The 13,596-nt window shown below is 64.8% G+C and carries 16 protein-coding genes; 10 read left to right on the forward strand and 6 right to left on the reverse strand.

What is annotated here, in order from left to right; genetic code table 11:
- Positions 1 to 207 precede the first annotated feature (207 nt).
- The gene (locus tag AABF56_RS07230; RefSeq protein ID WP_244765530.1) at positions 208 to 711 is read left to right on the forward strand and encodes a single-stranded DNA-binding protein; all 504 of its coding nucleotides are present in this window, start codon (positions 208 to 210) and stop codon (positions 709 to 711) included.
- Positions 712 to 791: 80 nt separating this feature from the next.
- The gene (locus AABF56_RS07235; RefSeq protein WP_272805422.1) at positions 792 to 1,199 is read left to right on the forward strand and encodes a cupin domain-containing protein; all 408 of its coding nucleotides are present in this window, start codon (positions 792 to 794) and stop codon (positions 1,197 to 1,199) included.
- A gap of 218 nt (positions 1,200 to 1,417) precedes the next feature.
- On the opposite strand, the gene AABF56_RS07240 is transcribed toward AABF56_RS07235, so the two are convergent.
- On the reverse strand, positions 1,418 to 2,047 hold the full coding sequence (locus AABF56_RS07240; RefSeq protein ID WP_244765528.1) for a MarC family protein: 630 nt from the start codon (positions 2,045 to 2,047) through the stop codon (positions 1,418 to 1,420).
- A 242-nt stretch (positions 2,048 to 2,289) separates the two neighbouring features.
- Here AABF56_RS07240 and gyrA point away from each other — a divergent pair, with 242 nt between their 5' ends.
- The gene (gene gyrA / locus AABF56_RS07245) at positions 2,290 to 5,070 is read left to right on the forward strand and encodes a DNA gyrase subunit A (protein ID WP_272805423.1); all 2,781 of its coding nucleotides are present in this window, start codon (positions 2,290 to 2,292) and stop codon (positions 5,068 to 5,070) included.
- Between the two features lie 221 nt (positions 5,071 to 5,291).
- On the opposite strand, the gene AABF56_RS07250 is transcribed toward gyrA, so the two are convergent.
- Both AABF56_RS07250 and AABF56_RS07255 read right to left on the reverse strand, forming a co-directional pair.
- On the reverse strand, positions 5,292 to 5,438 hold the full coding sequence (locus AABF56_RS07250) for a hypothetical protein (RefSeq protein ID WP_244765526.1): 147 nt from the start codon (positions 5,436 to 5,438) through the stop codon (positions 5,292 to 5,294).
- Between the two features lie 13 nt (positions 5,439 to 5,451).
- On the reverse strand, positions 5,452 to 5,577 hold the full coding sequence (locus AABF56_RS07255; protein ID WP_256388514.1) for a hypothetical protein: 126 nt from the start codon (positions 5,575 to 5,577) through the stop codon (positions 5,452 to 5,454).
- Between the two features lie 249 nt (positions 5,578 to 5,826).
- Between AABF56_RS07255 and coaD the strand changes: the two genes are divergently transcribed.
- The 6 genes from coaD to tgt all read left to right on the forward strand — a co-directional run bounded on the left by coaD (position 5,827) and on the right by tgt (position 10,255).
- Entirely contained in the window at positions 5,827 to 6,321 is a 495-nt protein-coding gene (gene coaD, locus AABF56_RS07260) for a pantetheine-phosphate adenylyltransferase (RefSeq protein ID WP_272805424.1), read from the forward strand.
- Between the two features lie 33 nt (positions 6,322 to 6,354).
- Positions 6,355 to 6,924: a peptidylprolyl isomerase gene (locus tag AABF56_RS07265; protein WP_272805425.1), complete on the forward strand. Its 570-nt coding sequence runs from the start codon at positions 6,355 to 6,357 to the stop codon at positions 6,922 to 6,924.
- Between the two features lie 82 nt (positions 6,925 to 7,006).
- The gene (locus AABF56_RS07270; protein WP_064330060.1) at positions 7,007 to 7,522 is read left to right on the forward strand and encodes a peptidylprolyl isomerase; all 516 of its coding nucleotides are present in this window, start codon (positions 7,007 to 7,009) and stop codon (positions 7,520 to 7,522) included.
- An 80-nt stretch (positions 7,523 to 7,602) separates the two neighbouring features.
- Positions 7,603 to 8,052 carry a DMT family transporter gene (locus AABF56_RS07275; protein ID WP_272805426.1) on the forward strand — a complete coding sequence of 150 codons (450 nt, stop codon included), beginning with the start codon at positions 7,603 to 7,605 and terminating at the stop codon, positions 8,050 to 8,052.
- An 8-nt stretch (positions 8,053 to 8,060) separates the two neighbouring features.
- A complete protein-coding gene (gene queA, locus AABF56_RS07280) occupies positions 8,061 to 9,128 on the forward strand; it encodes a tRNA preQ1(34) S-adenosylmethionine ribosyltransferase-isomerase QueA (RefSeq protein WP_272805427.1) in 1,068 nt (355 codons plus the stop codon).
- Positions 9,125 to 10,255 carry a tRNA guanosine(34) transglycosylase Tgt gene (tgt, locus tag AABF56_RS07285; RefSeq protein WP_272805428.1) on the forward strand — a complete coding sequence of 377 codons (1,131 nt, stop codon included), beginning with the start codon at positions 9,125 to 9,127 and terminating at the stop codon, positions 10,253 to 10,255. Before queA ends, tgt begins: the two co-directional genes overlap by 4 nt.
- Positions 10,256 to 10,279: 24 nt before the next feature.
- On the opposite strand, the gene AABF56_RS07290 is transcribed toward tgt, so the two are convergent.
- Positions 10,280 to 10,696 (reverse strand): DUF4864 domain-containing protein, encoded by a 417-nt coding sequence (locus AABF56_RS07290; RefSeq protein WP_272805429.1) that lies wholly within the window; start codon positions 10,694 to 10,696, stop codon positions 10,280 to 10,282.
- A gap of 213 nt (positions 10,697 to 10,909) precedes the next feature.
- Entirely contained in the window at positions 10,910 to 11,431 is a 522-nt protein-coding gene (locus AABF56_RS07295; protein ID WP_272805430.1) for a GNAT family N-acetyltransferase, read from the reverse strand.
- A gap of 404 nt (positions 11,432 to 11,835) precedes the next feature.
- Between AABF56_RS07295 and AABF56_RS07300 the strand changes: the two genes are divergently transcribed.
- A complete protein-coding gene (locus AABF56_RS07300; protein WP_272807459.1) occupies positions 11,836 to 12,780 on the forward strand; it encodes a phosphoribosylaminoimidazolesuccinocarboxamide synthase in 945 nt (314 codons plus the stop codon).
- Here the strand turns inward: AABF56_RS07300 and AABF56_RS07305 are convergent.
- Positions 12,768 to 13,595 (reverse strand): MBL fold metallo-hydrolase, encoded by an 828-nt coding sequence (locus tag AABF56_RS07305; protein ID WP_272805431.1) that lies wholly within the window; start codon positions 13,593 to 13,595, stop codon positions 12,768 to 12,770. The two genes, AABF56_RS07300 and AABF56_RS07305, sit on opposite strands and share 13 nt — an antisense overlap.
- Between the last annotated feature and the right edge of the window lies 1 nt (position 13,596).

Consider the following 13,596-nt stretch of genomic DNA (forward strand, 5'->3'; position numbering starts at 1 on the left):
CAGAGAATTCCGTGCCCGTTTCCGATTCGGTTGACAAGAGTATAGGCATTTATTAGAACAAAAAAAGAACAAAAATCTGCAATTGATCTGTGGATTACCACTCTTGCGGGGCGGCGCCGGCGATCGCCAGCCGATAAGATGCCGCATTCGTGTAGTGAAAATGATGCCGGGCAGTCTTCGCCCGGCGCGACAACGGGAAGTACGGGTATGGCTGGAAGCGTCAACAAGGTGATCTTGATCGGCAATGTCGGGGCGGACCCGGAAATCCGGCGTACGCAGGACGGTCGGCCGATCGCCAACCTGCGCATCGCCACCTCCGAGACCTGGCGTGACCGCAACAGCGGCGAACGCCGCGAGAAGACCGAATGGCACAATGTCGTGGTCTTCAACGAAGGCCTGTGCAAGGTCGTCGAGCAATACGTCAAGAAAGGCGCGAAACTCTACATCGAGGGCGCGCTGCAGACCCGCAAGTGGCAGGACCAGACCGGCAACGACCGCTACACGACGGAAGTCGTGCTGCAGGGCTTCAACTCGACGCTGACCATGCTCGACGGCCGCGGGGAAGGCGGCGGCGAGCGCCGCGGCGGCGGCGATTTCGGCGCGGCGCCGAACTATGACGATTACGGCTCGCGCCCGGCTTCGGGCGGCGGCGGCAGCAGCCGTTCGAGCGGCTCGCTCTCGCGCGACATGGACGACGACATCCCGTTCTGAGACGGCGGGACGAGGCCGGCCGCCGCGCCGGCCTTCGCCGGGCGCTTTCGACGGGCAGGCATGCTGGGAAGGGAAGCGTCATGGACTTTGAAAAGACGGCCGCAGACGTGTTGTTCCTGCGGCCGGGCGAGGGACGCAGCTATCCGCTCGGCCGCATGAGCGCGGTCTTCAAGGCGGACCATGGCGAGACCGGGAATGCCTACAGCGTCTCCGAATGGTGGCTGGGGCCCGGCGCGGCCGGGCCGGGCGCCCATTCCCATGCGGACAATGTCGAACTTTTTTACGTGATCGCCGGTGTCGCCAGCATCCTGGCCGGCGAGGACTGGCTGGAGGCGCCGGCCGGCAGTTTCGTGCGCATTCCGGCGACCGTGATGCATGACTTCGAGAACCGAACGAACGAGCGCGTCGGGCTGCTCAACGTGTTCCTCCCCGGCGGTTTCGAGGAGAACATGCCGGCGATTGCAAAATGGTTCGCAGAAAACCCCTGACCGTCGGAAACCCCGTGCGAGGCGCCGGGCTGTGGTCTGTGAGGAAAGGCATTGTGCCTCCTCCTGCAAGAACCTCGCAGGCTTCTCTCGGGTGAGCCCAGGGCAATCGCCTTGGGAAGGAAACCGTCGCCCCATCCCCTTCTTCCCCTCGGGGGAGAAGGGAAGAGCGGCGACGTCGAGTTCCCTGTGCGATCGCCCGCGGGCGAGCACGACATCCCTCAGCCGATGAACACCGATTTCACGCCGTCCACCACGAACTGCACCGCCAGCGCGGCGAGGATGACGCCAAGCAGGCGCGTGAGGATCGCGCGGCCGGTCTTGCCGAGGAAGCGGTCGATGCGCTCGGCGATGACCAGCGACAGGAACAGGATGGCGATGCAGAGCGCGATGACGCCGATGAGGGCGCCGCGCTCGAGCGCGGAGGGGAAGGAGCCCGAGGTGAGGATCGTCGCGGAGATCGCGCCGGGGCCGGCGATCAGCGGCAGGGCGAGCGGGAAGACGGCGATGTTGTGGATGTGATCGCGGGTGATCGCCACCTCGCTGGTCTTCTCCTTCCGCTCGTTGCGGCGCTCGAAGATCATCTCGAAGGCGATCCAGAACAGGAGCAGGCCGCCGGCGATGCGGAAGGCGCCGATGGAGATGCCGAGCAGCGACAGCACGCCCGCGCCCGTCAGCGCGAAGACGGCGAGGATGCAGAAGGCGATGACGCAGCCGCGCAGCGCCACCTGCGTGCGCTGCGGGCGCGTCATGCCGACGGTGAGCCCCAGGAAGATCGGCGCAAGGCCCGGCGGATCGATGGTCACGAGCAGGGTCGTGATCGCATTGACCAGAAGATCGATGTTGAGCATGTCAGGCGTTCCCCTCGCCGTTGCGCGGCCGATTTTTCCCGGCCTTGTCCGGCTATTGTTAGGGGAGGGCGCCGCGCAAGGGAAGGGCGGCCGGACCATCGCGCCGCCACGGCCATGAAAATGCGCAAATTGGCGGATTTTACTTGGAAAAGCCTGTTCAAAACCCCTCGTGAAATTGGCGCTCCCAGCGCCGGTAGGCTATAAAATTCCCTTCTGATTCTGAACAACGATCGTGACCGAAATTGACAGAGCAATCGACACCCGGCGGCAAGAACCCTCCCGGCATTGAGCCTATTTCCATCATCGAGGAAATGCAGCGGTCCTATCTCGATTACGCGATGAGCGTGATCGTGTCCCGCGCATTGCCCGATGTGCGCGACGGCCTGAAGCCCGTTCACCGGCGCATCCTCTACTCGATGAGCGAGATGGGCGTCGACTGGAACAAGAAATACGTGAAGTCGGCGCGCGTCACCGGTGACGTGATGGGTAAATACCATCCGCATGGCGACGCGGCGATCTACGACGCCCTGGCGCGCATGGCGCAGGACTGGTCGCTCCGCCTGCCGCTGATCGACGGCCAGGGCAATTTCGGTTCCATCGACGGCGACCCGCCGGCCGCCCAGCGTTATACGGAATGCCGCCTGGAAAAGGCCGCCCATTCCCTGCTCGACGACCTCGATAAGGAAACGGTCAACTTCCGCGACAACTACGACGGCACGATGAGCGAGCCGGTCGTCGTGCCGGCAAAGTTCCCGAACCTGCTGGTCAACGGGGCAGGCGGCATCGCCGTCGGCATGGCGACGAACATTCCGCCGCATAACCTTTCCGAAGTCATCAACGGCTGTATCGCGCTCATCGACAATCCGGCAATCGAGCTTCTTGAGCTGATGCAGCACATTCCCGGCCCGGACTTCCCGACCGGCGCGCTGATCCTCGGCCGTGCCGGCATCCGCCAGGCCTACGAGACCGGCCGCGGCTCCGTCATCATGCGCGGCCGCGCCCATATCGAGCCGATGCGCGGCGACCGCGAGCAGATCATCGTCACGGAAGTTCCCTTCCAGGTGAACAAGGCGTCGATGATCGAGAAGATGGCCGAGCTGGTGCGCGAAAAGCGCATCGAGGGCATCTCGGACCTGCGCGACGAATCCGACCGTCAGGGCTACCGCGTCGTCATCGAGCTGAAGCGCGACGCCAATGCCGACGTCATCCTGAACCAGCTCTACCGCTACACGCCGCTGCAGACCTCCTTCGGCTGCAACATGGTGGCGCTGAACGGCGGCAAGCCGGAGCAGATGACGCTGCTCGACATGCTGCGCGCCTTCGTCGCCTTCCGCGAGGAGGTCGTCAGCCGCCGCACGAAATACCTCCTGCGCAAGGCGCGCGACCGCGCCCATGTCCTGGTGGGTCTCGCCATCGCCGTCGCCAATATCGACGAGGTGATCAGCCTCATCCGCCGCGCGCCCGATCCGCAGACGGCGCGCGAGCAGCTGATGGAGCGCCGCTGGCCGGCCAAGGACGTCGACGCGCTGATCCGCCTCATCGACGACCCGCGCCACCGCATCAACGAGGACCTGACCTACAATCTCTCCGAAGAGCAGGCCCGCGCGATCCTCGAGCTGCGCCTCGCCCGCCTCACGGCCCTCGGCCGCGACGAGATCGACGAGGAACTCAACAAGATCGGCGAGGAGATCAAGGATTACCTCGATATCCTCTCCTCGCGCCTGCGCATGATGAACATCGTCAAGGAAGAGCTCATCGCCGTGCGTGAGGAGTTCGGCACGCCGCGCCGCACCGAGATCGCCGAGGGCGGCCCGGACATGGACGACGAGGATCTCATCGCCCGCGAGGACATGGTCGTCACCGTATCGCATGCCGGTTACGTCAAGCGCGTGCCGCTCGCCACCTACCGCGCGCAGCGCCGCGGCGGCAAGGGCCGCTCCGGCATGGCGATGAAGGACGAGGATTTCGCGACCCGCCTCTTCGTCGCCAACACGCACACGCCGGTCCTGTTCTTCTCCTCGCGCGGCATCGTCTACAAGGAGAAGGTCTGGCGCCTGCCGATCGGCACGCCGCAGTCAAAGGGCAAGGCGCTGATCAACATGCTGCCGCTCACCCCCGGCGAGCGCATCACCACCATCATGCCGCTGCCCGAGGACGAGACGACGTGGGAAAACCTCGACGTCATGTTCTCGACGACCCGCGGCACGGTGCGCCGCAACAAGCTGTCCGACTTCGTCCAGGTCAACCGCAACGGCAAGATCGCGATGAAGCTGGAGGAAGAGGGCGACGAGATCCTCAATGTCGAGACCTGCACGGAAAACGACGACGTGCTGCTGACGACGGCGCTCGGCCAGTGCATCCGCTTCCCGGTCGATGACGTGCGCGTCTTCGCCGGCCGCAACTCGGTCGGCGTGCGCGGCATCTCGCTGGGCAGCGGCGACCGCATCATCTCGATGACGATCGTCAGCCATGTCGATGCCGAGCCGTGGGAGCGCGCCGCCTACCTGAAGCGTTCCGCCGCGGAACGCCGCGCCAGCGGCGTCGACGAGGAGGACATCGCGCTGGTCGGCGAGGAGGTCGGCGAAGTCGGCGACCTGTCCGAAGAGCGCTACCAGGACTTAAGGTCCCGCGAGCAGTTCGTGCTGACGGTGTCGCAGAAGGGTTTCGGCAAGCGGTCGTCCTCCTACGACTTCCGCACCTCCGGCCGCGGCGGCAAGGGCATCCGCGCCACCGACACCTCGAAGACCAGCGAGATCGGCGAACTCGTCGCCGCCTTCCCGGTCGAGGACAAGGACCAGCTCATGCTCGTCTCCGATGGCGGCCAGCTGATCCGCGTGCCGGTCGACGGCATCCGCATCGCCAGCCGCGCAACGAAGGGCGTCACCATCTTCTCCACCGCCAAGGACGAGAAGGTCGTCTCGGTCGAGCGCATCAGCGAGCCGGAAGGCGAGGACGAGGCGGACGGCAACGGCATCGAAGGCGAGATCGACGCCGGGGATGCAGCACCGCCCGCCGAGGAATAGGCCGGAAACGGTCCGGCCTTCGCAATCGAAACAAGACGGGGCCTTTCCGGCAGTCACCGGAAAGGGCCCGTCTTCTTGAAACGGAAAAGCCGGACGGGCAGGGAACGACCGTCCGGCTTTTCAATTGTGCGGGCAGCCTGGAGGAAAGGCTACCCGCTCTGACGGCGGCATACGTGCTGCGGCATCCTGCGCCGGGGGCGCTGTGCCGCAGGGGGGCGTTCTCAGACGCCGAAGCCGCCTGCTTGGGTTTTCAGCTTGGCCGCCTTCAGGGCTGCGCGATCCCGTTTCAGTTCAAGGATCGTGCGCGCGAAGTCGAAGGTGAAGACGGTGCTGATGAAGATCGTGAAGAGGATGGTGAGCGCGGCCATGGTGCTATCCCGCTCAACGCAGCCACTTGCCGCGGGCGGCGATTTTCGGCGTTGCCGGGCGATCCTCTTCCCGCAGCGCATGGATGGTCGCGGCGGTAAGGGCGATGAACATGGTCATGCAGAGTAGAGCGAGGGCCATTTTCGTGTTCCTTCAAGCCTAAGGAAACGCATTACTTGTTTCACTGTGTTGTGCCGGGAGAATGCGCGAGGGCGACCTTTGTTCCCGGCTCCGATGCTGCTATTTAGACATGGCCTGCCTGAAATGGTCTTGAACGGCCCGTTCATGCCGCGTTCATGTTCTTGGCAGGGGACAGCGCGGGCTGCGACAGGCCGCGCCCTTGCGGAAAGGGGCCGTCCGTGACAAAAGGCGGCAAACGGGACCCCGCCGATGACAGCTGCCTTCTACCCTGGCTCTTTCGATCCGATCACCAACGGCCATATCGACGTGCTCGTGCAGGCGCTGGACGTGGCGCCCAAGGTCATCGTCGCGATCGGCATCCATCCCGGCAAGACGCCGCTGTTCTCCTTTAAGGAGCGCGCGGACCTCATCCGCCAATCGATCGTCGAGGCGTTGCCGGCGCGGGCAGGGGATGTCAGCGTCGTTTCCTTTTCCAATCTCGTCGTCGATGCCGCGCGCGAGCACGGCGCGCGCCTCTTGATCCGCGGCCTGCGCGACGGCACGGATCTCGACTATGAAATGCAAATGGCCGGCATGAACCGCCAGATGGCGCCGGACGTGCAGACCGTCTTCCTGCCGGCGGGCGTCGCCTCGCGGCCCATTACCGCCACATTGGTCCGCCAGATCGCGGCCATGGGCGGCGATGTCAGTGCCTTCGTTCCGGCGCCCGTCTTCACGGCGCTGAAAGCCCGCAAGACGGGCTGAGCCCATCATCCTGAACCCCCTTAGGGAGCTATCATGAACATCCTCCGTTTCGCCTTTGCAGGAGCCCTGTTCCTTGCGACCACCACGAGCGCCGTCGTTGCCCAGGCGGCCGAGTTCATCACGATCCAGCTCAAGGACGGCCCGGTCGTCGTCGAGCTGAACGACAAGGTCGCACCCAAGCATGTGGAGCGCATCAAGGCGCTCGCCGCCGCCGGCGAATACGACAATGTCGCCTTCCACCGCGTGATCGAGGGCTTCATGGCGCAGACCGGCGACGTGCAGTTCGGCGACATGGAAGACGGCTTCCAGCCGGGCGCGGCCGGCACGGGCGGCTCCAGCCAGCCGGACCTGCCGCAGGAATTCTCCGATGTGCCCTTCGAGCGCGGCACGGTCGGCATGGCCCGTTCGCAGGATCCGAACTCGGCCAACTCGCAGTTCTTCATCATGTTCGCCCCGGGCGACTTCCTGAACGGCCAGTACACGGTCGTCGGCAAGGTCGTTTCCGGCATGGAGAACGTCGACAAGATCAAGCGCGGCGACGAGGCCAGCAATGGCGCGGTCACCGATCCCGACCGGATGATCAAGGTCATCGTCGGCAAGTAATTCACTTTTCGGTGTGTCGCCTGTTGCAATTAAGGAACGGCGACACACCTTTTGCGCAACATGCCTTTGAAGGAGAAAGACCATGGCCGAGATCAAGGATCCGGAAAACACCATCATCATGGAGACCACGAAGGGCAAGGTGGTCATCCAGCTGCTTCCGGATCTCGCGCCGGGCCACGTCGCGCGTATCAAGGAACTGACGCGCGAGGGCGCCTATGACGGCGTCGTCTTCCACCGCGTCATCGAGGACTTCATGGCCCAGACCGGCGACGTGCAGTACGGCAAGACCGGCGGCAAGGACTTCAACCCGGCCCGCGCCGGCATGGGCGGCTCGGAAAAGCCGGACCTCAAGGCCGAGTTCTCCAACATGAGCCATGTGCGCGGCACCTGCTCCATGGCCCGCAGCCAGATGCCGAACTCGGCCAATTCGCAGTTCTTCATCTGCTTTACCGACGCCCCCTGGCTCAACAAGCAGTATTCCGTCTGGGGCCAGGTCGTCGAAGGCATGGAAAACATCGACAAGATCAAGCGCGGCGAGCCGGTGCGCGATCCCGACACCATCGTCTCGATGAAGGTTGCCGCCGACGTGGCGGCCTGATAGAGAACCTTTCGTTTTCGACCGCGCTCGCCCCGGCGGGCGCGGTTTTTCTTTGTGCGCTTTTCAAGAGACAAGTCGATATGGCTGCTTTCCTCTGGGCGCTGCTCGGCATTGCGGCGGGCGCGTGCATCGCCATCCAGGCTCCCATCAATGCGTTGCTCGGCCGCGGGCTCGGCATGCCGGTCGCCGCCGCCTGCGTCTCGTTCTTCGCGGGCGCGCTCGTCCTCGCCCTCGTCGTTCTCGTCACCGCCGCCGCCGAGGGCCGGGCACCGGACTGGCGCGGCGCGGATGCCTGGCTCTATTTTGCCGGCGGCGCGCTCGGCACGGTCTATGTGACGACCGCCATCTTCCTGACGCCGCGCATCGGCGCCGCCGCCGTCATGGCCTTCGCCGTTTCCGGCCAGCTCATGGCCGGCATCCTGCTCGACCGGATCGGCTTTCTCGGCATGGCCGTGCGCGAGATTTCCCTCGGCCGTATCGCGGGGGCCTTGCTGCTCGTCGTCGGCGCGCTGCTGATCCGCTTGTACTGAGGCCCGGCATGCGCGTCGACCTCTTCGATTTCGATCTTCCGGAAGACAACATCGCGCTGCGCCCGGTGAGCCCACGCGAGGCGGCGAGGCTGCTCGTCGTGCGCCCGGGGCAGGAGACGCCCTACGCGGACCGCACCGTCGGCGACCTGCCGTCGCTGCTGCGCGCCGGTGATGCGCTGGTCTTCAACGACACACGCGTCATCCCCGCCCAGCTCGAGGGCATCCGCCATCGCACGGGCGCCGGCGGCCAGAAGGTGTCCGCGACGCTGCACATGCGCATCGCCGGCGACCGCTGGAAGGCTTTTGCGAGGCCCGGCAAGCGCATCAAGCGCGGCGACCGCATCGTCTTCGGCGCGGCGGAGGCGCTTTCGGCGACCGTCGAAGAGAAAGGCGAGGGCGGGGAGGTCACCCTGCATTTCGACGCCTCCGGTCCCGATCTCGACCGCGCCATCGCCGCCGTCGGCCATATCCCGCTGCCGCCCTACATCGCCTCCAAGCGCGAGGATGACGAGGCGGACCGCCGCGACTACCAGACGATCTACGCGCGCGAGGAGGGTGCCGTCGCGGCGCCGACGGCCGGCCTGCACTTCACCGACGCCCTCTTCGAAAAACTCGACGCGCTCGGCGTCGAGCGGCATTTCGTGACGCTGCATGTCGGCGCCGGCACCTTCCTGCCCGTGAAGGCCGACGACACGACCGACCACGTCATGCACGAGGAGATCGGCCATGTCTCCGCGGGGACGGCCGCCGCGCTCAACGCCGTCAGGGCGAGGGGCGGGCGCATCGTCTCCGTCGGCACCACCTCGCTGCGCCTCCTCGAAAGCGCAGCTGACGAAGACGGCACGATCAAGCCCTGGTCCGGCGCGACGGGTATCTTCATTACGCCCGGCTACCGCTTCCGCACGGCCGACATGCTGATGACCAATTTCCATCTGCCGAAATCGACGCTCTTCATGCTGGTCTCCGCCTTTTCGGGCCTGGAGACGATGCGCGGCGCCTATGCCCATGCGATCGCTGGCGGCTACCGCTTCTATTCCTACGGCGACTCCAGCCTGCTTTTCCGGAACGACCGATGACCGAAACCTTCCAGTTCAAACTGCTTGCGACCGACGGCAAGGCGCGCCGCGGCGAGGTCTCCATGCCGCGCGGCGTAATCCGCACGCCGGCCTTCATGCCGGTCGGCACGGTGGGCACCGTCAAGGCGATGTATCTCGACCAGGTGCGCGAGCTCGGCGCCGACATCATCCTCGGCAACACCTATCACCTGATGCTGCGCCCCGGCCCGGAGCGCGTCGCGCGCCTCGGCGGCCTGCACGAGCTCATCCGCTGGCCGCACCCGATCCTCACCGATTCGGGCGGCTTCCAGGTCATGTCGCTGTCCGGCCTGCGCAAGCTCGACGAACAGGGCGTCACCTTCAAGAGCCATGTCGACGGCGCTTTGCACCACATGTCGCCGGAGCGCTCGATCGAGATCCAGGGCCTGCTCGACAGCGACATCCAGATGCAGCTCGACGAATGCGTGGCGCTGCCGGCCTCGCCGAAGGAAATCGAGCGCGCCATGGAGATGTCGCTGCGCTGGGCCGAGCGCTGCAAGACCGCCTTCGGCGACCAGCCGGGCAAGGCGATGTTCGGCATCGTGCAGGGCGGCGACATCCCGCACCTGCGCGTCCGCTCCGCGCAGGCGCTCGCCGAGTTGAACCTCAAGGGCTACGCCATCGGCGGCCTTGCCGTCGGCGAGCCGCAGGAGGTCATGCTCGACATGATCGACACGACCGTGCCGCACATGCCGACCGAGAAGCCGCGCTACCTGATGGGCGTCGGCACGCCGGACGACATGTTGAAATCCGTCGCCCGCGGCATCGACATGTTCGATTGCGTGATGCCGACCCGCTCCGGCCGCCATGGCCTCGCCTTCACCCGCCGCGGCCGCATCAACCTGCGCAATGCGCGCCACGCCGAGGACATGCGCCCGCTCGACGAGGAATCGACGTGCCCGGCGGCGCGCGCCTATTCGCGCGCCTATCTGCACCACCTCATCCGCGCCAACGAATCCCTCGGCGGCATGCTGCTCACCTGGAACAACCTCTCCTACTACCAGGACCTGATGGCCGGCATCCGCAAGGCGATCGAGGAGGGGCGTTTTGCCGATTTCATGGTGGAGACGCAGGAGAACTGGGCGAGGGGCGATCTCGCCCCTCTCTGAGGGCGTGTTCCGCGCTTGGATTGCTCAGATCTGCGGCCCCGGCGCGGTGCGCACCATGTGCACGCCGTTGATCTTGTAGCTGCCGTCCGGCTGCTTCACGACCTGGTAGAGCGCCGTCCAGTCCTTGCCGTCCTGCCCTGAGATCAGCACCTCCTGCACCACCGTGTCATCCGCGACCTTGAAGCGGCCGAAGGCGAAATTGCCCGGGCGGTAGACCGGCGCGTAACCCTTCTTCACCATGTCGAAGAAGGCGTCCTCGGTTGGAAACTTCCCGCGGATGGTCGGCGAGGCGAAGGAATAGGCGGTCTTCGCATCGTCGTTCAGGAAGGCGGTTATCTGGCTTTGGATGATACCCTGTACGGTATCGACGGGTTCTTCCGCCCGGGCATTGGAGAGTGGGAACAGCGAAACGCAAAGGAACACGGCGGCAAGCATTTTCATGGCGCACACTCCTTTTCGGACGAAGCTAGAATAGCATGGACGCCTGAAAAGAACCGCCATGCAGAAGGGTGCACTGGTTGCCGGGGAAACTATTCATGAATTTCGTTATAAAACAGAAATTTGCTGAATAAATATAAAGTATGAATTTAATATCACTTGTTTGTGATATATCGGGGTGTTCCATGGCCGCGCGGCGGCTGGCGGCGCGAATGCCTATGCCTTCCGGAAGACGACGATGTCGCTTCCCTGATAGATCGAGCGGGCGAATTCGTAGAACCCGTGTCGCTCGGCAAGCCGGATGGAGGCCGTGTTTGCAGGGTCGATGATGCAGGTCACAGGCAGGCCGCCGTGGTTCGCCTCCGCCCAGGGCAGCATCGCATCCAGCGCCTCGCTGGCATAGCCGCGGCCATGGAAGCCCGGGAGCAGGCCCCAGCCGGCTTCCAGCGTGTCTTCGATGCTGGGCGTCATCTCGCGGCGCATCTCATGGAAGCCGGCTTCGCCGATGAGCTGGCCGGACGCCTTGTCCGTGACCGCCCAGAAGCCGAAGTTCATGACGCTCCACATGCCGATATGGCGCAGCAGGCGGATCCAAGACTGTTCGCGAGACAGCGGCACGCCGCCGATGTAGCGCACGACTTCGGGCATCGTCCACATCGCGGTCATGGCATCGAGATCGTCCGGGCGAAAGCCGCGCAGGACGAGACGGTCGGTTTCAAGCACAGGGATGTCGGGCATCGGGATCGTGGCGGAGGCTGGAAGATGTGGCGATCTGGGGAATGGACGTCGGCTTCGATCGGGAAAGCCGCTGGCCGGGATTCGGGATATTCTACTACGAATTGTTCGGGACCGTCGATATCGCGTGAACGAAAGTGGCGGTAATCGGCGCAGGCGAGACGCGCCTGGCATCGCGGGACGACGTTTTAATGCGAAGGCATTGAATTCATGGGCGTGCCATAGCCCGTAGGGGGGCGTATCTTCCCGTATCCATAAGTCACATAAGATAGATTATGGAACTAACTATTGCCCGCAAGGACCCAAACCCTCTGGAAATCCGGTTTCCGCCTTGACCCTTCACCACCCGTGGCCTTAAGCGAAACGGCAGACGAAACCAACAGCGAAAGCCCGCCACGATGAGCGATTTGCGCATTCTCTCCGACGCCCATATCCCGGAACTGCCGAACCGCTACAACGGCAAGGTCCGCGAAAACTACGACCTTGCGGACGGCAGCCGCGTCATCATCGCGACGGACCGTCTCAGCGCCTTCGACGTCATCCTCACCGCCATTCCCTTCAAGGGCCAGGTTCTCACCCAGACGGCGCGCTACTGGTTCGAGGAAACCGCCGACATCTGCCCGAACCACGTCATTTCCTATCCGGACCCGAACGTCGTCATCGGCACGCGGCTCGACATCCTGCCGGTCGAGATCGTCGTGCGCGGCTATCTCGCCGGCACGACCAGCACCTCGATCCTGACGAAATACCGCAAGGGCGAGCGCGAAATGTACGGCATCACGCTGCCGGATGGCCTGAAGGACAACGAGAAGCTGCCCGAGCCGATCATCACGCCGACCAGCAAGGCCTTCGACGGCGGTCACGACGAACCGCTCTCCGGCGCGGAAATCCTTGAGCAAGGCCTGCTGACGCCCGCGCAATGGGAAACGGTGTCGCGCTATGCGCTGGCGCTCTTTGCGCGCGGACAGGCCCGTGCGGCCGAACGCGGGCTGATCCTCGTCGATACCAAATACGAGTTCGGCACGGACAAGGACGGCCGCATCGTGCTGGCCGACGAGATCCACACGCCGGATTCGAGCCGCTACTGGATCGCCGACAGCTACGAGCAGAGTTTCGCCACGGGTGGCCGCCCGGCGAGCTTCGATAAGGATTTCGTGCGCGCCTGGGTCACCGAGCGCTGCGATCCCTACAAGGACCCGATCCCGGAAATCCCGCGCGCGCTCGTCGAGCAGACCTCGAAGGTCTATATCCAGGCCTACGAGCAGATCACCGGCAAGACCTTCGTGCCCGACCTTTCGGGCGCGACGGTGCTGGAGCGGATCCGTAACAACCTGAAACCCTATTTCGCCTGATCGTCCGGAAGTTCGATCTCGAAGCTGAGCCCGTCAAACGCCGGTTCCACATGGTCCGGCGTTTCCCCTTGCACCGTGTCGTAATCGAGCGGCACGTGCATATGGGTCAGGATGGCGCGTGCCGGTTTCAGCCGCTCGATCCATTCCAGCGCCTGGCTGAGCGACAGGTGGCTGGAATGGTAGCGGTATTGCAGGGCATCGACGATCAGCACGTCGAGACCCTCGAGCCGCGCGACCGTCTCGTCCGGGAAGTCGCTGATATCGCTGCAGTAAGCGACATTGCCGATGCGGAAGCCGAGCGAATGGATGGAGCCGTGCACCTGGAGGAGGGGCTGGAAGGTGATCGCGCCCCCTCGCCCGCCGATCGTCAACGGCGCATCCATCGGCTCGATCAGGTTTTCCGTCACGATGGGCGGATACATGCTGCCCGGCGGCGTCTTCAGGCAGTAGCCGAACCCCTCGCGGATGCGCTCCATCGTCACCGGATCGGCCCAGATCGGCACCTGCTTGTGGTTCTGCAGCACGAAGCCGCGGATATCGTCGATGCCGTGGATATGGTCGGCATGGGCGTGCGTGTAGAGCACCGCGTCGATGCCTTCCACGCCCGCGGCGATCATCTGCATGCGGAAGTCCGGCCCCGTATCGATGACGACGGTGGTCCTGCCTCCCGGGCCGACCTGCTCGACGAGGAAGGCGGCGCGGCTGCGGCGGTTCTTCGGATTGGCAGGATCGCAGGCGCCCCAGTCGCCGGTGATGCGCGGCACGCCGGGCGAGGAGCCGCAGCCGAGGATGGTGAAGCGCCGTGTCGTGGCCACG

The sequence above is a fragment of the Shinella sp. WSC3-e genome, assembly GCF_945994535.1.
GTDB lineage: Bacteria > Pseudomonadota > Alphaproteobacteria > Rhizobiales > Rhizobiaceae > Shinella > Shinella yambaruensis.

Coding starts and splice junctions, on each gene's coding strand:
- AABF56_RS07230 (WP_244765530.1), top strand. CDS start 208: ATGGCTGGAAGCGTCAACAAGGTGATCTTGATCGGCAATGTCGGGGCG.
- AABF56_RS07235 (WP_272805422.1), top strand. CDS start 792: ATGGACTTTGAAAAGACGGCCGCAGACGTGTTGTTCCTGCGGCCGGGC.
- AABF56_RS07240 (WP_244765528.1), bottom strand. CDS start 2,047: ATGCTCAACATCGATCTTCTGGTCAATGCGATCACGACCCTGCTCGTG.
- AABF56_RS07250 (WP_244765526.1), bottom strand. CDS start 5,438: ATGGCCGCGCTCACCATCCTCTTCACGATCTTCATCAGCACCGTCTTC.
- AABF56_RS07255 (WP_256388514.1), bottom strand. CDS start 5,577: ATGGCCCTCGCTCTACTCTGCATGACCATGTTCATCGCCCTTACCGCC.
- coaD (WP_272805424.1), top strand. CDS start 5,827: ATGACAGCTGCCTTCTACCCTGGCTCTTTCGATCCGATCACCAACGGC.
- AABF56_RS07265 (WP_272805425.1), top strand. CDS start 6,355: ATGAACATCCTCCGTTTCGCCTTTGCAGGAGCCCTGTTCCTTGCGACC.
- AABF56_RS07270 (WP_064330060.1), top strand. CDS start 7,007: ATGGCCGAGATCAAGGATCCGGAAAACACCATCATCATGGAGACCACG.
- AABF56_RS07275 (WP_272805426.1), top strand. CDS start 7,603: ATGGCTGCTTTCCTCTGGGCGCTGCTCGGCATTGCGGCGGGCGCGTGC.
- queA (WP_272805427.1), top strand. CDS start 8,061: ATGCGCGTCGACCTCTTCGATTTCGATCTTCCGGAAGACAACATCGCG.
- tgt (WP_272805428.1), top strand. CDS start 9,125: ATGACCGAAACCTTCCAGTTCAAACTGCTTGCGACCGACGGCAAGGCG.
- AABF56_RS07290 (WP_272805429.1), bottom strand. CDS start 10,696: ATGAAAATGCTTGCCGCCGTGTTCCTTTGCGTTTCGCTGTTCCCACTC.
- AABF56_RS07295 (WP_272805430.1), bottom strand. CDS start 11,431: ATGCCCGACATCCCTGTGCTTGAAACCGACCGTCTCGTCCTGCGCGGC.